At 52.3% G+C, this 22824-nt stretch carries 13 protein-coding genes; 9 read left to right on the top strand and 4 right to left on the bottom strand.

Features of this window, described 5'->3' with window-relative positions:
• Both Q3C19_RS01480 and Q3C19_RS01475 read right to left on the bottom strand, forming a co-directional pair.
• Positions 1–1020 (bottom strand): hypothetical protein (locus Q3C19_RS01480; RefSeq protein WP_302726708.1); only part of this gene is annotated, 1020 nt, incomplete at its 3' end.
• A 705-nt stretch (positions 1021–1725) separates the two neighbouring features.
• Positions 1726–2820, bottom strand: a complete 1095-nt coding sequence (locus tag Q3C19_RS01475) for a UDP-N-acetyl glucosamine 2-epimerase (protein ID WP_071149879.1) — start codon at positions 2818–2820, stop codon at positions 1726–1728.
• A gap of 320 nt (positions 2821–3140) precedes the next feature.
• On the opposite strand from Q3C19_RS01475, the gene Q3C19_RS01470 reads away from it, so the two are divergent.
• The gene (locus Q3C19_RS01470; RefSeq protein WP_302726705.1) at positions 3141–3770 is read left to right on the top strand and encodes a trimeric intracellular cation channel family protein; all 630 of its coding nucleotides are present in this window, start codon (positions 3141–3143) and stop codon (positions 3768–3770) included.
• Positions 3771–3932: 162 nt separating this feature from the next.
• Here the strand turns inward: Q3C19_RS01470 and Q3C19_RS01465 are convergent, their stop codons facing one another.
• On the bottom strand, positions 3933–6836 hold the full coding sequence (locus tag Q3C19_RS01465) for a pitrilysin family protein (protein WP_277120681.1): 2904 nt from the start codon (positions 6834–6836) through the stop codon (positions 3933–3935).
• A gap of 651 nt (positions 6837–7487) precedes the next feature.
• Here Q3C19_RS01465 and Q3C19_RS01460 point away from each other — a divergent pair.
• Entirely contained in the window at positions 7488–9263 is a 1776-nt protein-coding gene (locus Q3C19_RS01460) for a biotin/lipoyl-binding protein (RefSeq protein ID WP_302726701.1), read from the top strand.
• A 179-nt stretch (positions 9264–9442) separates the two neighbouring features.
• Here the strand turns inward: Q3C19_RS01460 and Q3C19_RS01455 are convergent, their stop codons facing one another.
• Complete coding sequence (locus Q3C19_RS01455) at positions 9443–10648, bottom strand: BamA/TamA family outer membrane protein (RefSeq protein ID WP_302726699.1); 1206 nt, start codon at positions 10646–10648, stop codon at positions 9443–9445.
• Positions 10649–10704: 56 nt separating this feature from the next.
• Here Q3C19_RS01455 and Q3C19_RS01450 point away from each other — a divergent pair, with 56 nt between their 5' ends.
• The 7 genes from Q3C19_RS01450 to Q3C19_RS01420 all read left to right on the top strand — a co-directional run bounded on the left by Q3C19_RS01450 (position 10705) and on the right by Q3C19_RS01420 (position 22790).
• Positions 10705–10842, top strand: a complete 138-nt coding sequence (locus tag Q3C19_RS01450) for a hypothetical protein (protein WP_302726697.1) — start codon at positions 10705–10707, stop codon at positions 10840–10842.
• A 151-nt stretch (positions 10843–10993) separates the two neighbouring features.
• Positions 10994–12400, top strand: coding sequence for a C1 family peptidase (locus Q3C19_RS01445; RefSeq protein ID WP_302726695.1), 1407 nt, complete (start codon positions 10994–10996; stop codon positions 12398–12400).
• A 585-nt stretch (positions 12401–12985) separates the two neighbouring features.
• Positions 12986–13288: a hypothetical protein gene (locus tag Q3C19_RS01440; RefSeq protein ID WP_302726693.1), complete on the top strand. Its 303-nt coding sequence runs from the start codon at positions 12986–12988 to the stop codon at positions 13286–13288.
• Between the two features lie 353 nt (positions 13289–13641).
• Positions 13642–14727 (top strand): efflux RND transporter periplasmic adaptor subunit, encoded by a 1086-nt coding sequence (locus tag Q3C19_RS01435; protein ID WP_302726691.1) that lies wholly within the window; start codon positions 13642–13644, stop codon positions 14725–14727.
• Positions 14728–14751: 24 nt separating this feature from the next.
• Positions 14752–17850 carry an efflux RND transporter permease subunit gene (locus Q3C19_RS01430; RefSeq protein WP_302726689.1) on the top strand — a complete coding sequence of 1033 codons (3099 nt, stop codon included), beginning with the start codon at positions 14752–14754 and terminating at the stop codon, positions 17848–17850.
• A 33-nt stretch (positions 17851–17883) separates the two neighbouring features.
• A complete protein-coding gene (locus tag Q3C19_RS01425) occupies positions 17884–19368 on the top strand; it encodes a TolC family protein (protein ID WP_302726687.1) in 1485 nt (494 codons plus the stop codon).
• A 200-nt stretch (positions 19369–19568) separates the two neighbouring features.
• Entirely contained in the window at positions 19569–22790 is a 3222-nt protein-coding gene (locus Q3C19_RS01420; protein WP_302726685.1) for an efflux RND transporter permease subunit, read from the top strand.
• Positions 22791–22824: the final 34 nt, after the last annotated feature.

Here is a 22824-nt window from a genome sequence, read left to right as displayed (position 1 = left end):
GGCGGTGGCGGTGGCAGCCTGTTCCAGCCGCAGGAGCTGTTGGCGCAGCTCGCCCGCGGTGGTGGGGCAGGTGGCGGCAAAGGACATGAAGTAGCGTTTCGCCTCGTCCTGCGTGAGGAGGCTTTGCTCCTTGCCCATGGCTATGACGTGCTGCCTGAAGAGTTCTTTGGCCGTTTCCCAGTGCTTCTTCAGCAGGGCTCCGTAGCCGCTTTTCATGCAGACGATCTGTCCCCACTCGCTGTCGGAGTTCAACTCGGCCACGTATTGCTGCCACGGTCGTATGGCCGTCGGGCTGGCGGGGGGCGTCGTCGTCGGCGGCGGCGTAGCTACTACAACAACATCTTTCTCTTTTTCTTTCTTTTTTTCTTTATATATAGTGGACGTGTTTGTGTTGCTTTTGGTGTGGATGTTGTTGTCAGTTGCTTCATTTTCAGATGGTTGCGCAGCGATTTCCATCGGTTTTGGTGCCTTTTTCGTGCTGTTTTGGGCTGTTTTCGGGCCGTTTTTCGCTGTTTTTTTGCTGTTTTCCGACGATTTTTCATCGATTTCCGCTGTTTTTTCGCTGATTTTTGTCCGATTTTCGTTGTTTTCCGCTGTTTTTTTGCCCGAAACGGACGCATTCCGGGTGTTGTTCGTAGTTTTCCTGCTGTTTTTGCCGGTCGTTTTCGGGGGTGTTTCGCGGTTTTCCGAGGGGCAGATTGCCGGTTGCGACGGGATGTCGGATTTGTCTTCCGCCTCCAGTTCGCACTTCAGTTTCAGCGGGAAGAAGTAGTCTTCTTCGTCGCAACCGAACAGTCCGCTTTCCTGCACTACCCATTCGATCATCTGCTTGTTGTAGTAGCGGGTGGCGAATCGTACAAGCTGTTTCAACCGGCATCGGTTGTTGGAGAAGTAGGACATCTTTTCGCGGATGTACCAGTAGACTCCTGAACCTTTGCCGTGCAGCTTTTCCTCCATGGCCTCCATACGAGGGTCGTCTGACGCTCCTATGGGGTGTGTGAAATAGAAATGGCCAATCATAGCTGTCTCCTTTCTTAAAAAAATTAAACAATCGAGAAATTTTAGGACATACGGGTGGCCGTTCCCACTTGGTGGAAGGAACCTTTCCGGGGGCTGAACCCCCTGTACGTCTTTCGGGTTGGTGGCATCTGATGGCTGTCGCCGGGCCAGCGAATGGCAAGCTCCTATGGTTGTAGAATTAGCTTGCATTCAGGGTTAGAAGCGGAGATCCCGGGTTCGTGGTGTTTCGGTCCTGGGGACTCCATACAAGATCCGAAACTGTTCTCATAGTTGTTTTGTTATCCTGACAAAACATGGCAAATATAAGGGTGGATGTGTAATCGTGCAACGATTTTACATGAAAAATTTCTTAAAATCAAAAATATTTTTTTTAAAAAGAAAAAACTCGGCGAAGATTTGCCAGAATCGAAGTAAGTATTTAAATTTGTCGGCCTAAAATGGTGCGTTACACGCTGTAACGAAGCTAACTGCCTGATTTTCATTTTCCTATACATTTTTTGGTTTGTTTCCGCTGGCGCGGGGGATTCACGATGCCGCAGGTATGTCAGTTAAGGAACCGCTTTTTTTTAGGCACGGATTACACAGAAGTTCGCAGATTGTTATTCTTCCTTTTCTGCATTTTTTCCGTGTAATCCGTGCCTAAAAAGAATAAGATGTCAGTCACTTCTCGCTTTGACATCCTTCGGATAACGTTGGGAGCTTTCCTCAGAGTTTTTCGCCATTGATTAGTGTCTGCACGATGCGTTCGGCGGTGCGTCCGTCCCAGCGGTCGGGCAGGGTGGTGTGCTTCCAGTCGCCGTGCAGCAGCTTGTCGAGGGCGGCAGCCAGTGCAAACGAGTTTTCGCCCACCAGCTCGTTGGTGCCGATGCGCCATGTTTCGGGGTGTTCGGCGTACGTGTTCAGCGTGATGCAGGGCACGTCGAGGAAGGTGGCTTCTTCGGCGATGTTGCCCGAGTCGGTGACGATGCCTTTGGCCTGGTTGATGAGGAAGCCGAAGTGCAGGTAGCTTTGGGGCGGCAGGATGTGCAGGTTGGCGGCGGGCAGGTCGAGTGCCTTGACGGCCTTCTCCACGTAGGGGTGCAGCGGAGCCACGATGGGCATGCCGTCGGCTTTCTCGATGACGGTCTGCAGCAGCGACTGTACGACGGCTTTTTTGTCGAGCAGGTCGTGGCGGTTGAGCGTCAGCAGCAGGTAGTTGCCCTTCTTCAGTCCCAGCGAGTCGAACCAGCGGGGCTGTATCAGCCGGTGGCGGTTGTAGCGTATGTTGTCGATGAGGATGTTGCCCACGTAGTGGATGTATTCGGGGATCATGCCTTCCTGGTTCAGGTTGCGGTTGGCCACCATGCCGGCGGTGAACAGGTAGTCGGAGATGGCGTCGACGATGGTGCGGTTCACCTCTCGCGGCATGTTCATGTCGAACGAGCGGGTGCCGGCGATGACGTGTGCCACCTTCAGTCCGCGCTTTTTGGCTACGATGGCGCAGCTCATGGTGGCTGTCAGGTCGTCGACCACGAGTATCACCTGTGCGGGGTGGGCATCGAGTTCTTTTTCGAAGGCCAGCATGATGGCGGCTGCCGTTTCCGACTGTCCTTGCGCGCTTACGCCCAGGCAGGCGTCGGGCTTCCTCATGTTCAGGTCGGAGAAGAGCGAGGCTTCCAGGCTGTTGTCGGCTTCGGGGCCTGTATATACTATGCGGTAGGTAATGTCCTTTCCGCTTTCCCTTGCCGCGTCGATGGCACGGCAGATGGGCGCTATCTTCATGAAGTTGGGACGTGCGCCCGATACGATTGTTATTTTCATTATTTGAGTCAAGATGAAAAAATGATGAGACAAAAATACGGTTTCTTAGGGAATTTATTTGTTACTTTGCTGATAAAAATGTTTTTGAGTTCCTTAGTTTTTGAGTTTTTAAGTTTTTAAGTTGAAGTAAGACACAGACTTATGAGCCAAAAAACTTTATTAGTTATTGAGTTTTTAAGTCTTAAAGTTCTTGAGTTTTCAAGTTTTGGAAAAACGAAAACAAAAGAACGAAGAACTCAAAAACTCAATAACCGAGAAACTCAAAAACTAAGGAACTTAAAAACTCAAGAACTAAAGAACTTAAAAACTCAAAACCCCATATGCCAACATTTGTTCAGATTCTCGATTTTATAGGTACGTTTGCCTTTGCCATCAGCGGCATCCGTTTAGCTTCGGCCAAGCGGTTCGACTGGTTCGGGGCATACGTCGTAGGCTTTGTGACCGCCATTGGCGGAGGAACCATACGCGACTTGCTGCTCGACGTCACTCCCGGCTGGATGACCGATCCCATTTACCTGATCTGTACCGGTCTGGCCCTGCTGTGGGTGATTCTGTTCGGGAAGTATCTGATTCATCTGAACAACACGTTCTTCATTTTCGACAGCATCGGTCTGGCCCTGTTCACCGTGGTGGGTGTGGAGAAGAGCATCCTGCTGGGCTATCCCTTCTGGGTGGCCATCATCATGGGTAGCATTACGGGTGCGGCAGGCGGTGTGTTCCGCGACGTGTTCATCAACGAGATTCCGCTGATTTTCCGCAAGGAGATTTATGCGATGGCCTGTGTGGTGGGCGGTACTGTTTATTTCCTCTGCCAGCTGGCGGGGCTGGATGCGTATATCTGCCAGATTGTGGGCGGCGTGTCGGTATTTCTGGCTCGTATTCTGGCCGTCAAGTATAAGATTTGCCTGCCCATCCTTTCGGGTGCGGGCGAGGAAGAGGAGAAGCGGTAGGAGTTGTTTTGGGTTAGAAGTTAGAGAAGTTAAGGGAAGTTATCACTTCGTTAGAAGTTAAAAGCCGATAGAACTTGCTGTCATTTGCAAGACTATCGGCTTTTAACTTCTTAGCCCGCCAGGCGGGCGATAACTTCTTCTAACTTCCTTTAACTCCTTAGTTTAGAACAGCGTGTCCTTCGTATTGAACAGCTTGCGGTCGTTCAGTCGGACAACTTTGCCGTATTTCTCCAACTTCTTCACGTCGATGTCCTTCGGGTTGCCCATGATGCCGATGCAGTAGGGCTTGCCCTTGATGTTGTCTTCGTAGAACTTCACGATGTCGTCGAAGGTCAGGGCATCGATTTTCGGCAGGTTCTCCTTGGCGGGGTCTTCGCTATAGCCGACGCGTTGCAGCGAGTTGAGGGTCTCGGCCTTGCTGCGGAACGACGGGTGAGTGGTCAGCGCTTCCTGGCGCATGTAGCTCTTGATGTTGTCGATGCGGTCGGCATTCTTCGGCATGTCGGTCACCAGACCCATGAATACGTCCAGCGCGTCGTTGGCCTTGTCGTTCTGTGTGCCGATGTTGCCAAACAGATAAGTCGGGTTGCCGGGCAGGGCAGGCGTGCCGATGTAGGCTCCGGCCGAGTAGGCCATGGAACGTTTTTCGCGGATTTCGTTCATCACCAGTCCGTTGAAACCTCCGGAGAAGTACTGGTTGAAGGCGTCGCGCAGCACGTCGTCCTTCTTGTCGTACTGGCCCAATGGCATGAAGAACCAGATCTGTGCCTGTTCGGCGTCGGAGTTGGGCAGGAAGTATACGGTATTCTCGGTGACAGAGGCCAGGGGCTTGTCTTGCGGCGAGGTGGACGGACGCTCGTTGGCTACCAGCGGCAGGTTCTTGCTGAGGATGTCGTAAGCATTGTCGAAAGGCATCGTGCCGCAGTAGAAGATTTCGGCCTCGTAGTTGGCGGCGCGGTTGATGTCGCCGGTCAGCTCGGAGATGGAGAGTTCGTAGATTTCCTTATCGGTCAGTTCGTCGATGAAGCTCGACTTGTCCTGATAGATCATGTACTGCATCAGGGCAGACGACAGGGTGTTCACATTCTCCTTGCGCTGCTGGCGTGCGCCCAGAAGCGAGCCTTTGATACGTGCCAGCTGCTTTTCGTCCAGCTGCGGCATCAGGATCTGGCGCGACAGCAGCTGGCAGGCTTGCGGCAAGGTTGCTTCGTAGCCCTCCATGGTGATGTACAGGTAGTTGTCGCTGGCGCTTACGCTGCAGGTGGCGTTCAGCTTGCTCAGCTCTTCCTTCAGCTGCTGGGGCTGGTAGGCACCCATCACGCCGGCATCGTTCATCAGCTGTGCGGCAATGCCCAGCTTGGGGAACTCGCGTTCGCCCACGCCGTATCGCAGGGTGAGGCTGAACACGTTGTTTTCGGGATTGACCGAATAGTACATCTTCGAGCGGTCGTTCAGCTTCTTGACCTGCACGTCGGTAAAGTCGATGAACTTTTCCTCGACATGTCCGATGGGCATGCTCTTGAACTGCAGGGCGTAGAGCGACTGCTTGCCTACGGGCGGTTCGATGGGCTTGTAGCCGGGCTTTTTGATTTTTCCGCTGTTGTCGGCCTTGCCTTTTTCGATGTAAAGGGCCAGGTAGTTGCCGGTCAGGTATTGCTTGGCCACGCGCTTGATGTCTTCGGTGGTGATGGCCATGATTTCGTCCTTGTAGCTGAGCACTTTGCCCAGGTCTTCTTCGTTGATGAAGGCCTGCATCAGTATCATGGCCTTGTTGGTGTTCGACTCCATGGTCAGGTCGAAGTCGCGGCACATGTTGGCCTTGATGGCTTCGATCTGCCAGTCTTCAAATTCGCCGTTGGCAATCTGCTCGATGGCTTTCAGGGCTTTCTTCTCGGCACTCTTGTTCGACTCGAAGCGGCGCTGGTTCTCGTCGTACAGGGGGATGGCATACACCATGTTGCGTCCCTGCTCGCGGCGGAAGTCGGTTGAGGCTCCGCAGCTGGTCAGTTCGCCGTCCAGGGTCAGCTTGTCCAGCGTGCCGGTGTTGCTGCTGTTGTGCAGCAGCGACATGGCTATCTCCAGCGGTTTCTCGTCGGGATGTCCCGATGGTACGCCCTTATAGGCGAGGCATACCATGGGGTAGTAGCCCACCTTGGCGGTGTACTGCTTGCGTCCCTTGATGTCGAGGTCGGGGTAAGTCTTGCGTTCGGGCGTGGGGCGTTTGGGCAGGCGTCCGAAGGTGGCGTTGATGCGTCCGCTGATCTGCTGTGCGTTGACGTTGCCCACCAGAATCAGTACCATGTTTTCGGGGGTGTACCAGTTGTTGTAGAACTCGATGAGCTTGCTCAGGCGCGGGTTCTTCAGGTGTTCGGGCAGGCCGATGATGGGGCGCGCATAGGGATGTCCCTCGAATGCCTTGCTCGATATAAACTCGCGTTGTACGCTTCCGGGGTCGTCCTGATACATATTATATTCCTCGTACACACTTTCCAGCTCGGTCTGGAACAGGCGGAATACGGGGTTGATGAGGCGTTGCGAATAGATTTCGAGCCATTTGTTGATCTGGTACGGGGGGAACGAGTTGTGGTAGTAGGTGACGTCGTAGCTGGTACCTGCGTTCAGGCCTTTTCCACCCATGCTCTCGATGAGGTTCATAAACTCGTTGGAAACGCTGATCTTGCCTTCTTCCACGGTCAGGTCGTTGATCTCTTTCCCGATGGCTTCTTTCTTCAGCGGGTCGGTCTCTTCGGCCATTTCATCGTACTTGGCGATGATCTGTTCGTAGATGGGCTTTTCCTTTTCCCAGTCCAGGGCGCCGATCTTGTCGGTACCTTTGAACATGACGTGCTCCAGATAGTGGGCCAGACCGGTGTATTCGGCCGGGTCGTTGACCGAACCGGTGCGGCAGGCTACGATACCATACACGTCGGACTTGGTGTTGTCTTCCCATATATATACGGAAAGACCGTTCTTCAGTTTGAAGGCTTTCAGCCCTTGTCCGAAGGAGGGCAGGGCAAGCAATGCGAAAGCCAGCAGAAGAATCGACTGCAATTTCAATGATTTCATAAGTTTTTAGTTTTTAAGTTTTTTAGTTTTTAAGTTTTTTAGTTTTAAGTTTCTAAGTTTTTGAGTTCTTATGTTTTTTAGTTTTTAAGTTTTTGAGTTTTAAGTTTCTAAGTTCTTTAAGTTTCGCAAGTTTATTAATCGGTTGTAGTCAAGGAGTTAAGGAGTTAAGCCGATACATTGTGAGCTGTTTGCTTCTCTATTGGCTTTTAACTCCTAAGCCCGTCCAAGACGGGCGATAACTTCTTCTAACTCCTTTAACTTCTACAAGTTTCGCACTTGCGAAACTTGAGTAAGTTCTTTTAAGTTCTTAAGTTTGGAGTTCTTCGTTCTTTAGTGTTCGTATCCTCCCAACTTAAAAACTAAAAAACTTAGAAACTCAAAAACTCAAAAACTAAAACCGTAAGGCTGTTTCCTTGTATGTGGGCAAAACTATAAAAAAATCACAGATGTATTACGATTTTTTCGGAAAAAATAAGGCTTCTGTGCCGAAAGGGGGTGGGAGGAATGAAGAAGGGGCTGACAATATGATATATAACATATCTTTTGACTGAAAGAAAACTGCTGTTTTATTGTCGATATGTCAGAATTATCTGCTATATTTGTCTATGTTAAGTTAACCGAACAAATAATACCTTTAATTCCCCGAACGTTATGAAAAAGGAGATTAAATTCAGTCTTGTCTATCGTGACATGTGGCAGTCGTCCGGAAAGTACCAGCCACGGGTGGACCAGTTGGTCCGCATTGCTCCGGTAATTATAGAAATGGGATGCTTTGCCCGCGTTGAGACCAATGGCGGCGCTTTCGAACAGGTGAACCTGCTTTATGGTGAGAATCCGAATAAGGCCGTGCGTGCCTTTACCAAACCTTTCAGGGAGGCAGGCATACAGACCCACATGCTGGACCGCGGACTGAATGCACTGCGCATGTATCCGGTGCCGGCCGACGTACGCCGGCTGATGTATAAGGTGAAGCATGCCCAGGGGGTGGACATCACCCGTATCTTCTGCGGACTGAACGAAACGCGTAACATCATCCCTTCCATCAAGTATGCGCTTGAGGCAGGCATGATTCCCCAGGCTACGCTTTGCATTACCCATTCGCCCGTACATACCGTGGAATATTACGCGGCCATTGCCGACCAGCTGATTGAGGCGGGTGCTCCCGAAATCTGTCTGAAGGACATGGCAGGCATCGGACGTCCGGGCATGCTGGGACGTTTGACAAAAGCCATCAAGGACAAACATCCGGATATCATCATCCAGTATCACGGCCATAGCGGTCCGGGACTGTCGATGGCCTCCATCCTGGAAGTGTGCGAGAACGGGGCCGACATCATCGACGTGGCGATGGAACCCATGTCGTGGGGAAAGGTGCATCCCGACGTTATCTCGGTGCAGGCCATGCTGCGCGACAAGGGATTCCAGGTGCCCGACATCAACATGAAGGCCTACATGAAAGCCCGCTCGCTGACGCAGGAGTTCATCGACGACTTCTTAGGCTACTTCATGGCCCCAAGCAACAAGCACATGTCGTCGCTACTGCTGAAGTGCGGACTGCCGGGCGGAATGATGGGCTCGATGATGGCCGACCTGAAAGGCGTGCATGCCGGCATCAACCTGATACTGAAAGGCAAGGGCGAACCGGAACTGAGCATCGACGACCTGCTGGTGATGCTGTTCGACGAGGTGGAATACGTATGGCCCAAGCTGGGTTATCCGCCATTGGTGACCCCCTTCAGCCAGTATGTGAAGAATGTGGCACTGATGAATGTCATGTCGCAGGTGAAGGGCGAAGAGCGCTGGACGATGATCGACAACAACACGTGGGGCATGATTCTGGGCAAGAGCGGACGTCTGCCGGGCAAGCTGGATCCGGAAATCGTGGAACTGGCCCGGAAGAACAACTACGAGTTTACCGATGCCGATCCGCAATCGTACTATCCCGACCAGCTGGACGAGTACCGCAAGGAGATGAAAGAGAACGGCTGGGACGTGGGCGAAGACGAAGAAGAACTGTTCGAGCTGGCTATGCACGACCGCCAGTATCGCGACTATAAGTCGGGCGTGGCCCGCAAACGTTTCGAGACCGACCTGCAGCGTGCCAAGGAATCGGCCTTGCTGGGCAAAGGCTTCTCGGACGAAGATGTGAAGAAACTGAAGCGTGCCAAGGCAGAGCCTATCACGGCACCGGCGAAGGGAACGGTGATTTGGGAAATAGATGTGACCAACCCGTCCATGCCACCCGAGCCCGGTCACAAATACGAGCCCGACGATACCTTCTGCTACATCACCACGCCGTGGGGAACGCACGACAAGGTGACGGCCAACTTCAGCGGACGCATCATCGAGGTATGTGCCAAGCAGGGCAGCTATGTGAAGAAAGGTGACGTGCTGGCTTACATCGAACGCGGGGAGGAACCGGCCTAAGGAGGCATTTTGATGGAAGTTAAGGAGTTAAAGCCGAAAGGCTTATAATGGTTAATGGTAAATGATAAATGGTTGATGATTAATGGTGAATGAATAATGTTCAATGGCGAATAGTCTGAGAAATTCTTCATTCTTAATTCTTCATTCTTCATTTATTTAGTTCTTCATTCTCCTTCAAATCAGAAGGCTTCCGTCATATTGAAATAGAAGAGAGTCTGATTGTTGACGGTGTTCTTTCCGAGATCCAGGCGTACGTTCATACGGGGCTGTACTTCGATGCGCAGTCCGACGCCGTAATTGGGAAGGACACCTTCTATTTTGCCCATCGTAGGACCCATGAAGCCGCATCCGGTCCATGCCACGAATCCCAGCCGATGCAGGACGCGTTTGAACCAGTTGCTTTGGTCGGTGTTGATCATCTGGCGGTATTCGGCCAGTACGACGTGCGATGAATAGTCGCGGTATTGTCCCATGTAGTAGCCGCGCAGGTCGAAAGGAGTACCTGTGAGGGCATATTGCGTAAGGGGCACGTTGCCGAATACGTTTTTGGTCTGTACGGTCCAGGCCAGCACTTTCCGGTTGCCCAGAGGCTTGTACTGGCGGTAGTCTATCTCCAGCCGGTAGAAGTTCTGGTCGCTTCCGATGATTTTCGAGTAGGCCATGCCACGTACGTCCAGATAAAGGCCGGTGTAGGCATTGGCAGGTACGTCGCGGCTGTCGTAGGTCAGCAGGAAGCCGATACCCGAGCTGAGCTGTTTATAGCCCTTGTCGGTTCCGCCGGCTGCCCGGTAGGTAGGCTCGTTGACGAGGTGTTTGGCTGGATCGGTCAGGTGGTCGTAATTGATGTCGATCTGCGGTCCGGCAAAGAAGTTGCTTTCACCCAGACGGAAGAGGAACCACGGATTCACCTGTATGCCGCTGTAACGGTACTGGCTGGTGGTGTCGCTACGCACATAGTCGCGGTTGGTGGTATAGCCTAAGCCGTAGAAATTCTCCTGCGTATTCTTGTACGAGAACTTACCGAAGATGCGGAAACGGTCGCCCTTGAAGAAGAGCTGTGGCTTGGAAAAGAGGTTGATGCCGCCGTTGAACATGAAGGCAAGTGCCATGGGGACTACTGAACGTTGCTGGGTGGTGTCGCTGGGGTTCATGCGGAAAGTCAGCAATGCGCTTCCTCCCAATACGGCTCCAAAGTCGGGGGTATAGCTGGGACCGCCCAGAATGTTGTAGTGTAGGTTACGCCGCGCCACTTTTTGCTTGTGCAGTTCTTTACGGGTCAGTGCGTGGCTGTTTTCGGTCTTTACAGAGTCTGTCTGCACTTCTTGTGCAGGCAAAAGGCTGGTCAGTGCCAGCAGGGCTATCAAGCTCAGGATAAATTTCTTCATATCGTACGAATGAGGGTGCAAAGAAAACTATTTTATTTGAATCAGTTTCCTTATAAATGGACAATTATTCTAAAGACAATACTAAATTTTTCAAAAAAGGTGTTATATTTGTCAGCTTGGGAGGGATTTTGATAAATGAAGAATGGAGAAAAATGAAGAATGAAGAATTAAGAATGAAGAAAAATGAAGAATGAAGAATTAAGAATGAAGAATTAAGAATGAAGAATGAAGAATGAAGAATTTCTTAGGCTATTCACCATTGACCATTAACCATTCACCATTAATCATTGACCATTTACCATTAATCATCATATTTTATAAACAATAAAAACTGTTTCGATCGTTATGAAAAAACATTTGTTATCTGTATTTGTTCTCGCCACGACGGCTTTTCTTTCGGCCAGTGCGCAGGGAGGCGGTGAAGGAGGAATCAGTCCTTCTATGCTCGAACAGATTCGTCAAAGTTATCAGGGGACACCTGCCGACAAGGCACTACGCAATGCCATCGGCAACAACGATATCCGTCGTCTGGCCCTGAACCAGGAGAATATGAAAGGTATGGACACACACTTCTCGGTTCGTGTCAAGTCCAGCGGCATCACCGACCAGAAGTCGTCCGGTCGTTGCTGGCTGTTTACGGGGCTGAACGTGATGCGTGCCAAGACGATGGCACGTTTCGGCTTCCCGTCGTTCGAGTTTTCCGAAGTCTATCCTTTCTTCTGGGATCAGTTAGAGAAGTCGAACCTCTTCCTGCAAGGCGTTATCGACACTGGCAAGCTGCCCATGAGTGACCAGACGGTGGAGTGGCTCTTCAAGCATCCGCTGAGCGACGGCGGTACGTTTACGGGAGTGGCCGACATCGTGTCGAAGTACGGACTGGTGCCTGCCGAGGCCATGCCCGAGACAAACAGCAGTTCGAACACCTCGCGTATGGCATCGCTCATCAGCCTGAAGTTGAAGGAATATGGCCTGCAACTGCGCGACATGATAGCACGTGGCGCCAAGGCCGACGAACTGGAGCGGGAGAAGACCGCCATGCTGGGTACTGTCTACCGCATGCTGGTGCTCAACCTGGGCATGCCGCCTGCCGAGTTCGACTATGTGCGTAAGGATGCTAAGGGCAATCCGGTAGAAACGGAACACCATACGCCGATGACCTTCCTCCAGAAGTATGGCGACACCAAGCTGCTGACCGACTACGTGATGCTGATGAACGATCCTACGCGCGAATACTATAAGACTTACGAGATAGACTACGACCGCCACCGTTACGACGGACACAACTGGACGTACGTCAACCTGCCTATTGAAGACATCAAGCAGATGGCCATCGCTTCGCTGAAGGACAGTACGATGATGTACTTCTCGTGCGACGTGGGTCAGCAACTCAACTCCGAGCGCGGCCTGCTGGACGTGAACAATTACGACTATGCTTCGCTGATGGGAGTTACCTTCGGCATGGACAAGAAGCAGCGCATCGCCACCTTCTCCAGCGGATCGAGCCACGCCATGACCTTGGCCGGTGTCGACCTTGACAAGGACGGCAAGCCCGTGAAGTGGTTGGTGGAGAACAGCTGGGGAGCGTCGAGCGGCTGGCAAGGACACCTCATCATGACCGACCGCTGGTTTGACGAATATATGTTCCGTCTGGTAGTCGAGACGAAGTATGTGCCCGAAAAGGTGATGAAGCTTTTCCGTCAGGAGCCGATCAAGTTGCCTGCCTGGGATCCGATGTTTGCCGAAGAGGAATAAAGTTTCTCTTTTACGTTGTCCGGTATAAATGATAGCCGGCTGCGGGATAGAAGCAGTGCGAAGAGTTGCAGTCTCTTCCGAACTGTCTGCTTGTATCCTGTAGCCGGCTGTTCTTTTTTCTTGGCATGGTATCCGGGGAGTATGGGTGTTGCTTGTTCTCTCTCTTGCTGCTGGATAGGTACTTATGAATGTCAGAAGCGTAGGGCTTAGGAACGAAATGAGGAAACAAAAGTCGTTTTTGTCGTATAAGAAGTTGTTTTTGCCGTATTCCAGTAAAAAGAAATCTGCTACATTTGAGGCTGTCAAAATAGGAGAGTTGTCATTAAAACGCAACGCTCGGGATGGCGGGGTGATATAGCTCAACTTTGACTTCATCGATTTTCAATTTGCAAGCTCAAGTTGCAGTTGACGAGTAACGAGTAGCAAGTTGATGAGTTGACAAGGTGTTTGTAGCGAATTGTTTCAAACGGCTGTTTATCAAATAGTTGAGTTCCAGCCTAGTAGACTTGTTAACTGAAGCCTTGTCAACTAATAAGTTGGGCATTTGCGAAACTTAAATAAATGATAATATCAAACATGAACTGTATGAAGGAGATTTATGGGGTGGTATTATGCCTTTTCCTCTTGGCGTCCTGTAACGGAAAAAGCCAGAAAAGCAGTCTGGCTATCAATGCCATAGACTGGGAAAGCAAGACGGAGGCGGTGACACCGCAGGCTGTGCCGTTGCCTACTTTGTGCAATATTGAGTACATGCAGATGGGAGATTCTTTTATCCTGTTGCAGAATGATAAGATGGAACCTTGCTTTACATTGTGGGATCTTTCGGACAGTAGGTATTATTTCTCTTTCGGGCAGATAGGAAACGGTCCTGACGACGAACGCTTATAATGATAAATTTTGCTCATTCTACATCGTTCGGACTTTGTGCCTTCACCGGCGGAAACGAATTGATTTGGGGTGTGGATGGGGCTTTGAATCGTCTTCAGGGATGGATACATACGTCTGAAATAGTGTATAAAATCGTTCACCGGCATTACAAAATCGTTCGGAAACGTTTCAATGTTGTGCTATTTATAGGCGTAATCTGCTGGATATAAGGGTTGTCAGTTTTTGTCAGTCAGATCTGTTTGCAAAGCTCGAATCCTTTGCATACTTTTGGAAATCCTTAAGTGGAACAGGAAAAGTATACATGTGAAAACAAGATAATAATACCATTGAAAACAAATAACTATAAGAATACGATGAAAATACTTTTTTACACTTGCGTGTTTTGTGGAATGCTTCCTTTCCTGTTGGGAGCGTGTTCGGAAGCCGGTAAGGAAAAAACGGTGGAAGAAGAGGGAGTGAATACCGTGCTGCCGGACAAGAAAACTGAAGTGACGGTGGTGCCTCTGAAACGACAGACCTTTTATCACGAACTGGTGAGCAACGGCAAAATGAAAGCGGCAGAAGAAGCAGCCCTGAATTTCGAAACCGGAGGAGTGGTGGCAAAAATATATGTGAAAAACGGAACACGTGTGAAAAAGGATCAGCCACTGGCCGAACTGGACCCTTTCCTTCTGCAGAATAAGACGGCTCAGGCAACTGACGCGCTGGCAAAAGCCAAACTGGAATTGCAGGACGTACTGATAGGGCAGGGATATGCTGTAGGCGATACGGCCAGTGTGCCCGCCGACGTCATGCGGTTGGCCAAGGTGAAAAGCGGCTACGACCAGGCTCTTTATCAATACGAAATAGCACGCTACGAGGAAGAACATGCTACGCTGCGGGCACCTTTCGACGGGGTGGTGGCCAATCTTTTTGCAAAGCCTTATAACAGGGTGTCGACTGCCGATGCCTTCTGTACGGTGATCGGTTCCAACCGGATGGAAGTAGACTTTACGGTGCTGGAAAATGAATTGCCCCTGATCAAGCAGGGTGATAAGGTGATGGTGTCGCCTTATGCCAATCCCGGAGCCAAATACGAAGGACGCATCTCGGAAATCAATCCCCTGGTAGATGAAAAAGGCATGGTGAACGTGAAAGCAACGGTGGCAAGCCGAGGCGAACTGTTCAGCGGAATGAACGTGCGGGTGAAGGTACGCCGCGAACTGCCCGACCAGTTGGTGATACCGAAGAGTGCGCTGGTGCTGCGCTCGGGCAAGCAGGTGGTGTTTACGCTGAAGAACGATATGGCGATATGGAACTATGTGCAGACACAGCTTGAAAACTCGGACAGCTATACGCTGGTGGGTGAAGAAATCAAAGAAGGCGACTTGGTGATAGCCACCGGCAACGTGAATCTGGCCCATGAAGCGCCCGTCACCGTAGTAGAGGAAACAAAGTAGTAACAGGACAAGACTGAGAGGGTTATGATAAAGTTTTTGATACAGCGGCCCATTGCCGTGCTGATGGCATTCGCGGCATGCTTCATCGTGGGGCTGGTGACTTATTCCACCTTGCCCGTGTCGTTGCTGCCCGACATCGCCATACCCGAAATTACCGTGCAGGTGTCGGTGCCCAACACGTCGGCGCGCGAACTGGAGAATACGGTGGTAAGACCCCTGCGCCAACAGTTGGTGCAAGTCTCGAAACTGAGGGACATGAGCAGCGAGACCCGGGACGGTGCCGGCATCATCCGGCTGAACTTCGACTACGGCACCAATACCGACCTGGCTTTCATCGAGGTGAACGAGAAGATAGACGCCGCCATGAACTATCTGCCGAAGGATACGGACCGCCCCAAGGTGGTGAAGGCAAGCGCGACGGACATCCCTGTTTTCTACCTGAACCTGACGTTGAAGGACGACAGCACCGGAAACATGCAGGCCGACGACCGCTTTCTGGATTTGTGCGAGTTTGCCGAAAACGTAATCAGAAGACGCATCGAACAGCTGCCCGAAGTGGCAATGGTCGACGTGACCGGACTGGTAGAGAAAGAAGTAAGCATTGTCCCCGATCCGGCCAAGCTGGCTGTGCTGGGACTGACGATAGGCGACATCGAGAGTGCCTTGTCGCAGAACAACGTAGAGCCGGGCAGCATGAGCGTGCGCGACGGATATTACGAATACAGCATCAAGTTCTCGACCCTGCTGCGCACGGAGGAAGACGTCAGAAACATCCTGCTGCGTAAGGGCGACCGCATCGTCCGATTGGGCGACTTCTGCCAGGTAGGCATTGTGCCGGTCGATGAGCGTGGACTGTCGGTCAGCAACGGTAAGCGCGCCGTGACGCTGGCTGTCATCAAGCAGGCCGACGAAAATATGGACAAGATGAAGGAAGCGGTGAACGGCGTGATGAATTATTTCCGTTGGGTTTATCCCGAAATCGACTTCAGCATCAGCCGCAACCAGACGGAACTGCTGGACTACACCATCGACAACCTGCAACAGAACCTGTCATTGGGCTTCCTGTTCATCTGCATTGTGGCGGTATTGTTCCTGGGCGACGTGCGTTCGCCGCTCATCATCGGGCTGAGTATGGTGGTGTCGCTGATAGTCTGCTTTCTGGTCTTCTACCTGTTCAACATGTCGCTCAACATCATTTCGCTGTCCGGACTGATACTGGCGCAGGGTATGATGGTGGACAACAGCATCATTGTCACCGAAAACATCTCGCAGTACCGCGAGCGGGGACTTACCCTGCACCGTGCCTGCATCGCCGGAGCCGGTGAAGTCATCACGCCCATGCTGAGTTCGTCGCTGACGACGGTGGCGGTGTTCGTCCCGCTGATATTCATGAGCGGCATCGCAGGTGCCCTGTTCTACGATCAGGCGTTTGCCGTGACGGCAGGTTTGTTTGTGTCCTATTTCACCGGCATTCTGCTGTTGCCCGTTCTCTATTCGCTGGCTTATGGGACAAAGCTGCACCAGAAGTCGTGGCTCAGCCGGGTTCGCATCCCCAATCCGCTGAAGGAGCATACCATGGATCGCTTCTACGATGCCGGTGTCGATTGGGTTTTCCGCCATAAGGCAGTCAGCCTGTTGTTCTGTGCAGTCTCCATCCCCCTTTGCGTGTTCATGTTCCGCTTCATCGACAAAGAGCGGATGCCGGCTGTTGACCAGAACGAGCTGCTGGCGCGCGTGGAGTGGAACGAGAACATCCACGTGGATGAAAACCGCGACAGGGTGGACCGCCTGCTGGAACATTTTGCCGGAAAGACGGTGGAACGCACCGCAGCCATCGGCCAGCAGGACTACCTGCTGGAACGCGACCGCCCCCTTTCGTCGTCGGAAGCGGAACTGTACTTCAAGACAGAGAAGCCCGAAGAAATCGCTCCGTTGCAGAAAGCGGTCTATGCCTATGTGGCCGAGCACTATCCGTATGCGGTCATTTCGTTTTCGCCTCCCGAGACGGTGTTCGAGAAACTGTTTGTCACCGGTGAGGCCGATGTCGTGGCCGAACTGTATGCCCGGAACAAGGAACGGACTCCCGAAGCAGAAAAGTTGCGCGAGTTGGAAAAGCAGCTGGCAAAGACTACCGGCAACCCTCCTGTGGGCATCGCATTCGAAAACCAGCTGAACATCAGCATCCTGCAAGAACGTCTGCTGCTCTACAACGTAGCTTACGACGAACTGTACCGGACCCTGAAAACAGCTTTCAAGGAGAACAGCGTGGCCATGCTCCACTCTTATCAGCAGTATTTGCCCGTCAGCATCGTGGGCGAGGAGCAGACGGTCAACGAGATTCTGCAGAACACCCTGATACAGACACGCCCCGACGGACTGGGGCAGGTAGAGTACGTCCCCCTTTCGATGCTGGTGAAAGTGACGGCAGGCGAAGACCTGAAGACCATCACCGCCGGAAAGAGCGGGGAATACATTCCCTTCCGCTTCTACGACGTGGAAGATGCGCCCGAGCTGATGGCCGGGGTGGACAAGGTGACCGAGGCTTCGGACGAGTGGGACACCGTGTTCAGCGGAAGTTTCTTCTCGAACCAGAAGATGCTGGACGAGCTGGTCGTTATCCTGTTCGTTTCCATCCTGCTGATGTATTTCATCCTGGCGGCACAGTTCGAAAGTTTCCTGCAACCGCTCATTGTGCTGTTCGAGATTCCGGTCGATGTCGCCTTCTCGCTGGTGCTGCTGTGGGTATGCGGGCATACGCTGAACCTGATGTCGGCCATCGGACTGATAGTGACCTGCGGTATCATTATCAACGACTCCATCCTGAAGCTGGATGCCATCAACGAGCTGCGCAAGGGCGGGATGCCGCTGCTGGAGGCCATACACGAGGCAGGCCGCAGGCGTTTGCGTCCCATTGTGATGACTTCGCTGACCACCATATTTGCCATGGTGCCCTTGCTGTTCTCGTTCGACATGGGCTCGGAACTGCAGAAGCCGCTTTCCATCGCCATGATCGGGGCCATGCTGATAGGCACGCTGGTCAGTCTGTTTATTATCCCGCTGATATATTGGTACATATATAGAAAAAGTGAACGAAAGGTAAAGAGTGAGGCAACACCGTGCTGACTCTGTATTGAGGACATAAATTCAAACAAACAGATGAAAAAACTTATTTTTCTGATAGGATGGGGGCTTGGCATCTGCCTGCCAGCCGTGCAGACCGAAGCCCAGCAACTGGTGGTATTGGATCTGGAGAAAACCATCAGACTGGCCAACGACAGTTCGCTGGAAGCTTTCCGCACGCAGAACATGTATCTGGCAGGCTACTGGGAATACCGTACGTACAAGGCCAACCGCCTGCCCAGTCTGACGCTGAACATGACGCCCGCACAGTATAACCGCGACATTACACGCCGGTACGACTCGGAACAGGACTTGGACATCTATCGCAGCCAGCAGTCGTTTTACGCGTATGGCAACCTGGCCATCCGGCAGAATCTGGACCTGACGGGCGGTACCTTCTACATCGACACGGAGCTGGGCTTCATGCGCAGCTTCGGGGCCAACCCATATACACAGTTTACCAGCGTGCCTATCCGGTTGGGATACTCGCAGAGCTTAGTGGGATACAATGCCTTCCGCTGGGAACGCAAGATAGAGCCTCTGAAGTACGAGAAGGTGAAGAAAGAATACATTTACAACGCCGAACAGGTGTCCGAGCTGGCCACCACCTACTTCTTCGACCTGGCCATGGCACAGGCAGAATACGACTTGGCCAATGACAACGTGGCTTCGACAGATACGCTGTACAGCATCGGCATGCAGCGCCTGAAGATAGCGTCCATCAGCCGTGCCGACCTGCTGACCTTGAAGCTCGACGTGGTGAACGCCCGCAACACGTTGCAGAATGCGGCCAGTTCACTGAAGCGTGCCATGTTTGCGCTGGCTTCGTTCCTCAATATGGAGAAGAACACCCAGATACGGCTGGAGCTGCCCGGTACGCCGCGTTCGCTGGTTGTGCCGGTGGATGAGGCTCTGGCCGCCGCCCGCACCAACAATCCGGATTTCCTGGAACTGAAGCAGAACATACTGGAGGCCGAGCAGAATGTGGACCGCACCAAGAAGGAGTCGCGCTTCAACGCCAGCATCAATGCCAGCATCGGTTTCAACCAGGTGGCCGAACAGTTTGGCGAGGCATACCGGCGGCCTATGCAGCAGGAGATGGTGTCGGTCAGCGTCAGCATCCCGTTAGTGGACTGGGGCGTGAGAAAAGGCAAATACAACATGGCTCGCAACAACCTGAATGTGGTAAGGACTTCGGCCCGTCAGAGCGAGGCAAGCATCGAGGAAGAAGTGGTGATGACGGTCAGCGACTTCAACATACAGCAAAGCCTGGTAAGCAGTGCGGAAGAGGCACTCGACCTGGCCATACTGGCTTACGAAGAGACGCGTCAGCGGTTCATCATCGGCAAGGCAGACATCAACAGCCTTACCCTGTCGCTGAACCGTCAGCAGGAGGCGCAACGCAACTACATATCGGCCTTAAAGAATTACTGGCTGAACTACTACAAGATACGTAAACTGACGTTGCACGACTTCATGTCGGGCTTCTCGCTGTCGGAAAAGTTCGATTATGACAATTGACAGCCGTAGAACAGGCGTCCGCCTTCCGCACCGCGGGAGGTGAATGCGACTCAGGCAAAAGCCGGGGAGTTTCCGTTGGAAAGCCGAGGGGGTTTCAGGAAAAAGCCGACGGATTTTGCGTGAAAAGCCGGCGGGAATTGCGTGAAAAGCCGCCGGGAATTGTAGATAGTAAAGCCGAAACTTAAATTAATAAGTCACTAATGAGACATTCTTCTTTTACAGTCATCGTTTCCTTTATCTGCCTTGCGCTGGTGGGGCTGGCATTAGTGCCGTTGCTGCCTGTCAAGCTGAATCCGTCGCGTGCCTTGCCGGGCTTCAGTGTCGGCTTCAACATGCCGGGAGCTTCGTCGCGGGTGGTCGAGATGGAAGTGACAAGTAAGTTGGAAGCCATGCTGGCACGCATCCGGGGAGTCAGGAACCTGAATTCGACTTCGGGAAACGGATGGGGAAGAATTGATGTCGATTTGGACAAGCATGCCGACATCGACGTGGTACGCTTCGAAGCCTCTACCGTGGTGAGGCAGGCCTGGTCGGGACTGCCGGATGGTGTAAGCTATCCGTACATCCAGATGCGGATGCCCGAAGACGATGCCAACCGTCCGTTTATTTCGTTCACGCTGAATGCGCCTTCTTCCCCCATCTGGATTCAGCAATACGCCGAGGAACACATCAAACCCCGTCTGGCCGCCTTGCCGGGCGTGTACAAGGTGGACGTAAGCGGAGCCACCCCGATGGAGTGGAGGCTGGAGTACGACAGCGAAAAGCTGCGTACGCTGGGAATCAGCCCTTACGATATTCAGGCTGCCATCCAGCAGGCGTACCGGAAAGAGTTCTTAGGCACGCACAACGTGGACAACGGACGTGGCGGAAAACAGTGGATCAGACTGGCGCTGGTCCCGGAAAAGACCGATTTCGGTTTCGACCCGACCACCATTACGGTGACGGCCTCCAACGGAAGACTGTTCCGGCTGGACCAGCTGGTCAGCGTCGTCCACACCGAAGAAGAGCCTCAAAGCTATTACCGCATCAACGGACTGAACTCCATCTACTTGTCCGTCACAGCCGAGGAAACGGCCAACCAGCTGGAACTGAGCAAACTGGTGGAACAGGAAATGGAAAGCATACAGCAGGTATTGCCCGCCGGATATGAAGTGCATATCGGATACGATGCTACCGAATACATACATGCGGAGATGAACAAGATCTATCTGCGGACCGGTCTGACGGTGCTTATCCTGTTTGTCTTCGTATGGCTCATCACACGGAAAGGTAAATATCTGTTGCTGATTGTCAGCAGTCTGTTTATCAACATAGCGGTGGCCATCATCTTCTATTACTTGTTCGGACTGGAGATGCAGCTTTATTCGTTGGCCGGTATCACCATTTCGCTGAATCTGGTGATAGACAGTACCATTGTGATGACCGACCACATTCTGCACCGCCGCAATCTGAAGGCGTTCATGTCGGTGCTGGCAGCCACGCTGACGACGATGGGAGCCCTGGTCATTGTCTTCTTCTTAGACGAACGTATCCGGTTGAATCTGCAAGACTTTGCGGCAGTGGTCATTATCAATCTGGCCGTTTCGCTGTTCGTGGCACTGTTCTTCGTACCGGCCATGATCGAAAAGACGGGGCTGACCTATCAGCCGTCAACGAAGAAACGCCGGTTGCTGTTTCTGCAACGCTGGCGTCAGCGGATGGCAGACAAATGGCACCGGACGTTCAGCGCAAAGCGGTGTGCGGTCTGGTTCTCTCATTACTACATCCGTCAGATCAGGTTTCTGCAACGCTGGCGCTGGGCGGTAGCCGTAGTGCTGGTGCTGGCATTCGGGTTGCCGGTCTTCCTGTTGCCCGAAAAGCTGGAGGGCGAAGGTACGTGGCCTGACTTGTATAACAAGACGTTAGGCTCTACCACATACAAGGAATCGGTGAAACCCATCGTGGACAAAGTCTTGGGAGGCAGTTGGCGGCTGTTTGTGGAGAAGGTGTACGAAGGCAGTTACTTTACCCGCAACGAGGAAGTGGTGCTGACCGCCAATGCCAATCTGCCCAACGGCAGCACGCTGGAGCAGATGAACACGCTGGTGAAGCGGATGGAAACCTATCTGACGCAGTTCAGCGAAATCAGGCAGTTCCAGACCAATGTCTACAATGCCCGCCGGGCCAGCATCAACATTTATTTCAAGAAGGAAGCAGAGAAAAGCGGTTTCCCCTATACGCTGAAAGCGGGCATCATCTCGAAAGCGCTGGAGCTGGGTGGAGGCAGTTGGAGCGTTTACGGTCTGCAGGATCAGGGCTTCAGCAACGACGTGCGCGAAAGTGCCGGTTCGTACCGCATCCGCATGTACGGATACAATTACGACGAGCTGTACAAATGGGCCGAAGCGCTGAAAGACACCTTGCTGACCCACCGGCGTATAAAGGAAGTCACCATCAACTCGGAGTTTTCGTGGTGGAAGGACGATTACCAGGAGTTCTATTTCGATTTGGACAAGCAGCGCATGGCAGAGGAAGGAGTCAATGCAAGCATGCTGTTCAATGCCGTGGAACCTATTTTCAGTAAAAACATATCGGTGGGTACGGTTCCTACCGAGAATGGTTCGGAACGGTTGAATCTGTCCTCCAGGCAGTCGGGCGAGTACGACAGTTGGGCCATGCAGTACTATCCTTACGGCTATTCGGACGACAAGCAGTATAAGCTGTCCGACCTGTCTGTGGTGGAGAAAGGGCAGATGCCCCAGAACATCGCGAAGGAGAACCAGCAGTACCGCCTGTGTCTGCAATACGAATATATCGGTTCGTACGAAATGGGTAACCGGGTGCAGGAACGCGACTTGGAAGCCATCAAGAAGCTGCTCCCGATGGGGTATACGGCCGAGTCGGAGCGCCAGACATGGGGGTGGGGCGGAGGCATCAACAAGCAGTATTTGCTTCTGCTCATCGTGATATCCATCATTTTCTGTACGACCAGCATCCTGTTTAACTCGCTGAAGCAACCGTTGGCCATTATATTCATCATACCGGTTTCGTACATCGGCGTTTTCCTGACGTTCTATTGGTTCCAGCTGAACTTCGATCAGGGAGGGTTTGCCTCATTTGTATTGTTGTGTGGCATTACGGTCAATGCGAGTATCTACATTCTGAACGAATACAATGGCATTTGCCGGCGCTTCCCGCACATGTCCCGATATTATGCTTATGTGAAGGCTTGGAATGCGAAGATTGTTCCGATTTTCCTGACTGTGATATCTACCGTGTTAGGATTTATTCCATTCATGGCAGGTACCGAAAAGGAAGGTTTCTGGTTTCCGTTGGCAGCAGGTACGATCGGCGGACTGGTGATGTCGGTCATCGGTATTTTTTTCTTCCTTCCGTTGCTTTGCCTGAAGAAGGATAAGTCCCCGAAGACAGTGAGAAAATGATAGTCGTGTGGGGCACGCAGACAAGGGGTGGCAG

Source organism: Bacteroides sp. ET489 (genome assembly GCF_030518095.1).
Taxonomy (GTDB): Bacteria; Bacteroidota; Bacteroidia; order Bacteroidales; family Bacteroidaceae; genus Bacteroides; species Bacteroides ndongoniae.
This window is presented reverse-complemented; position numbering and strand designations above follow the sequence as displayed.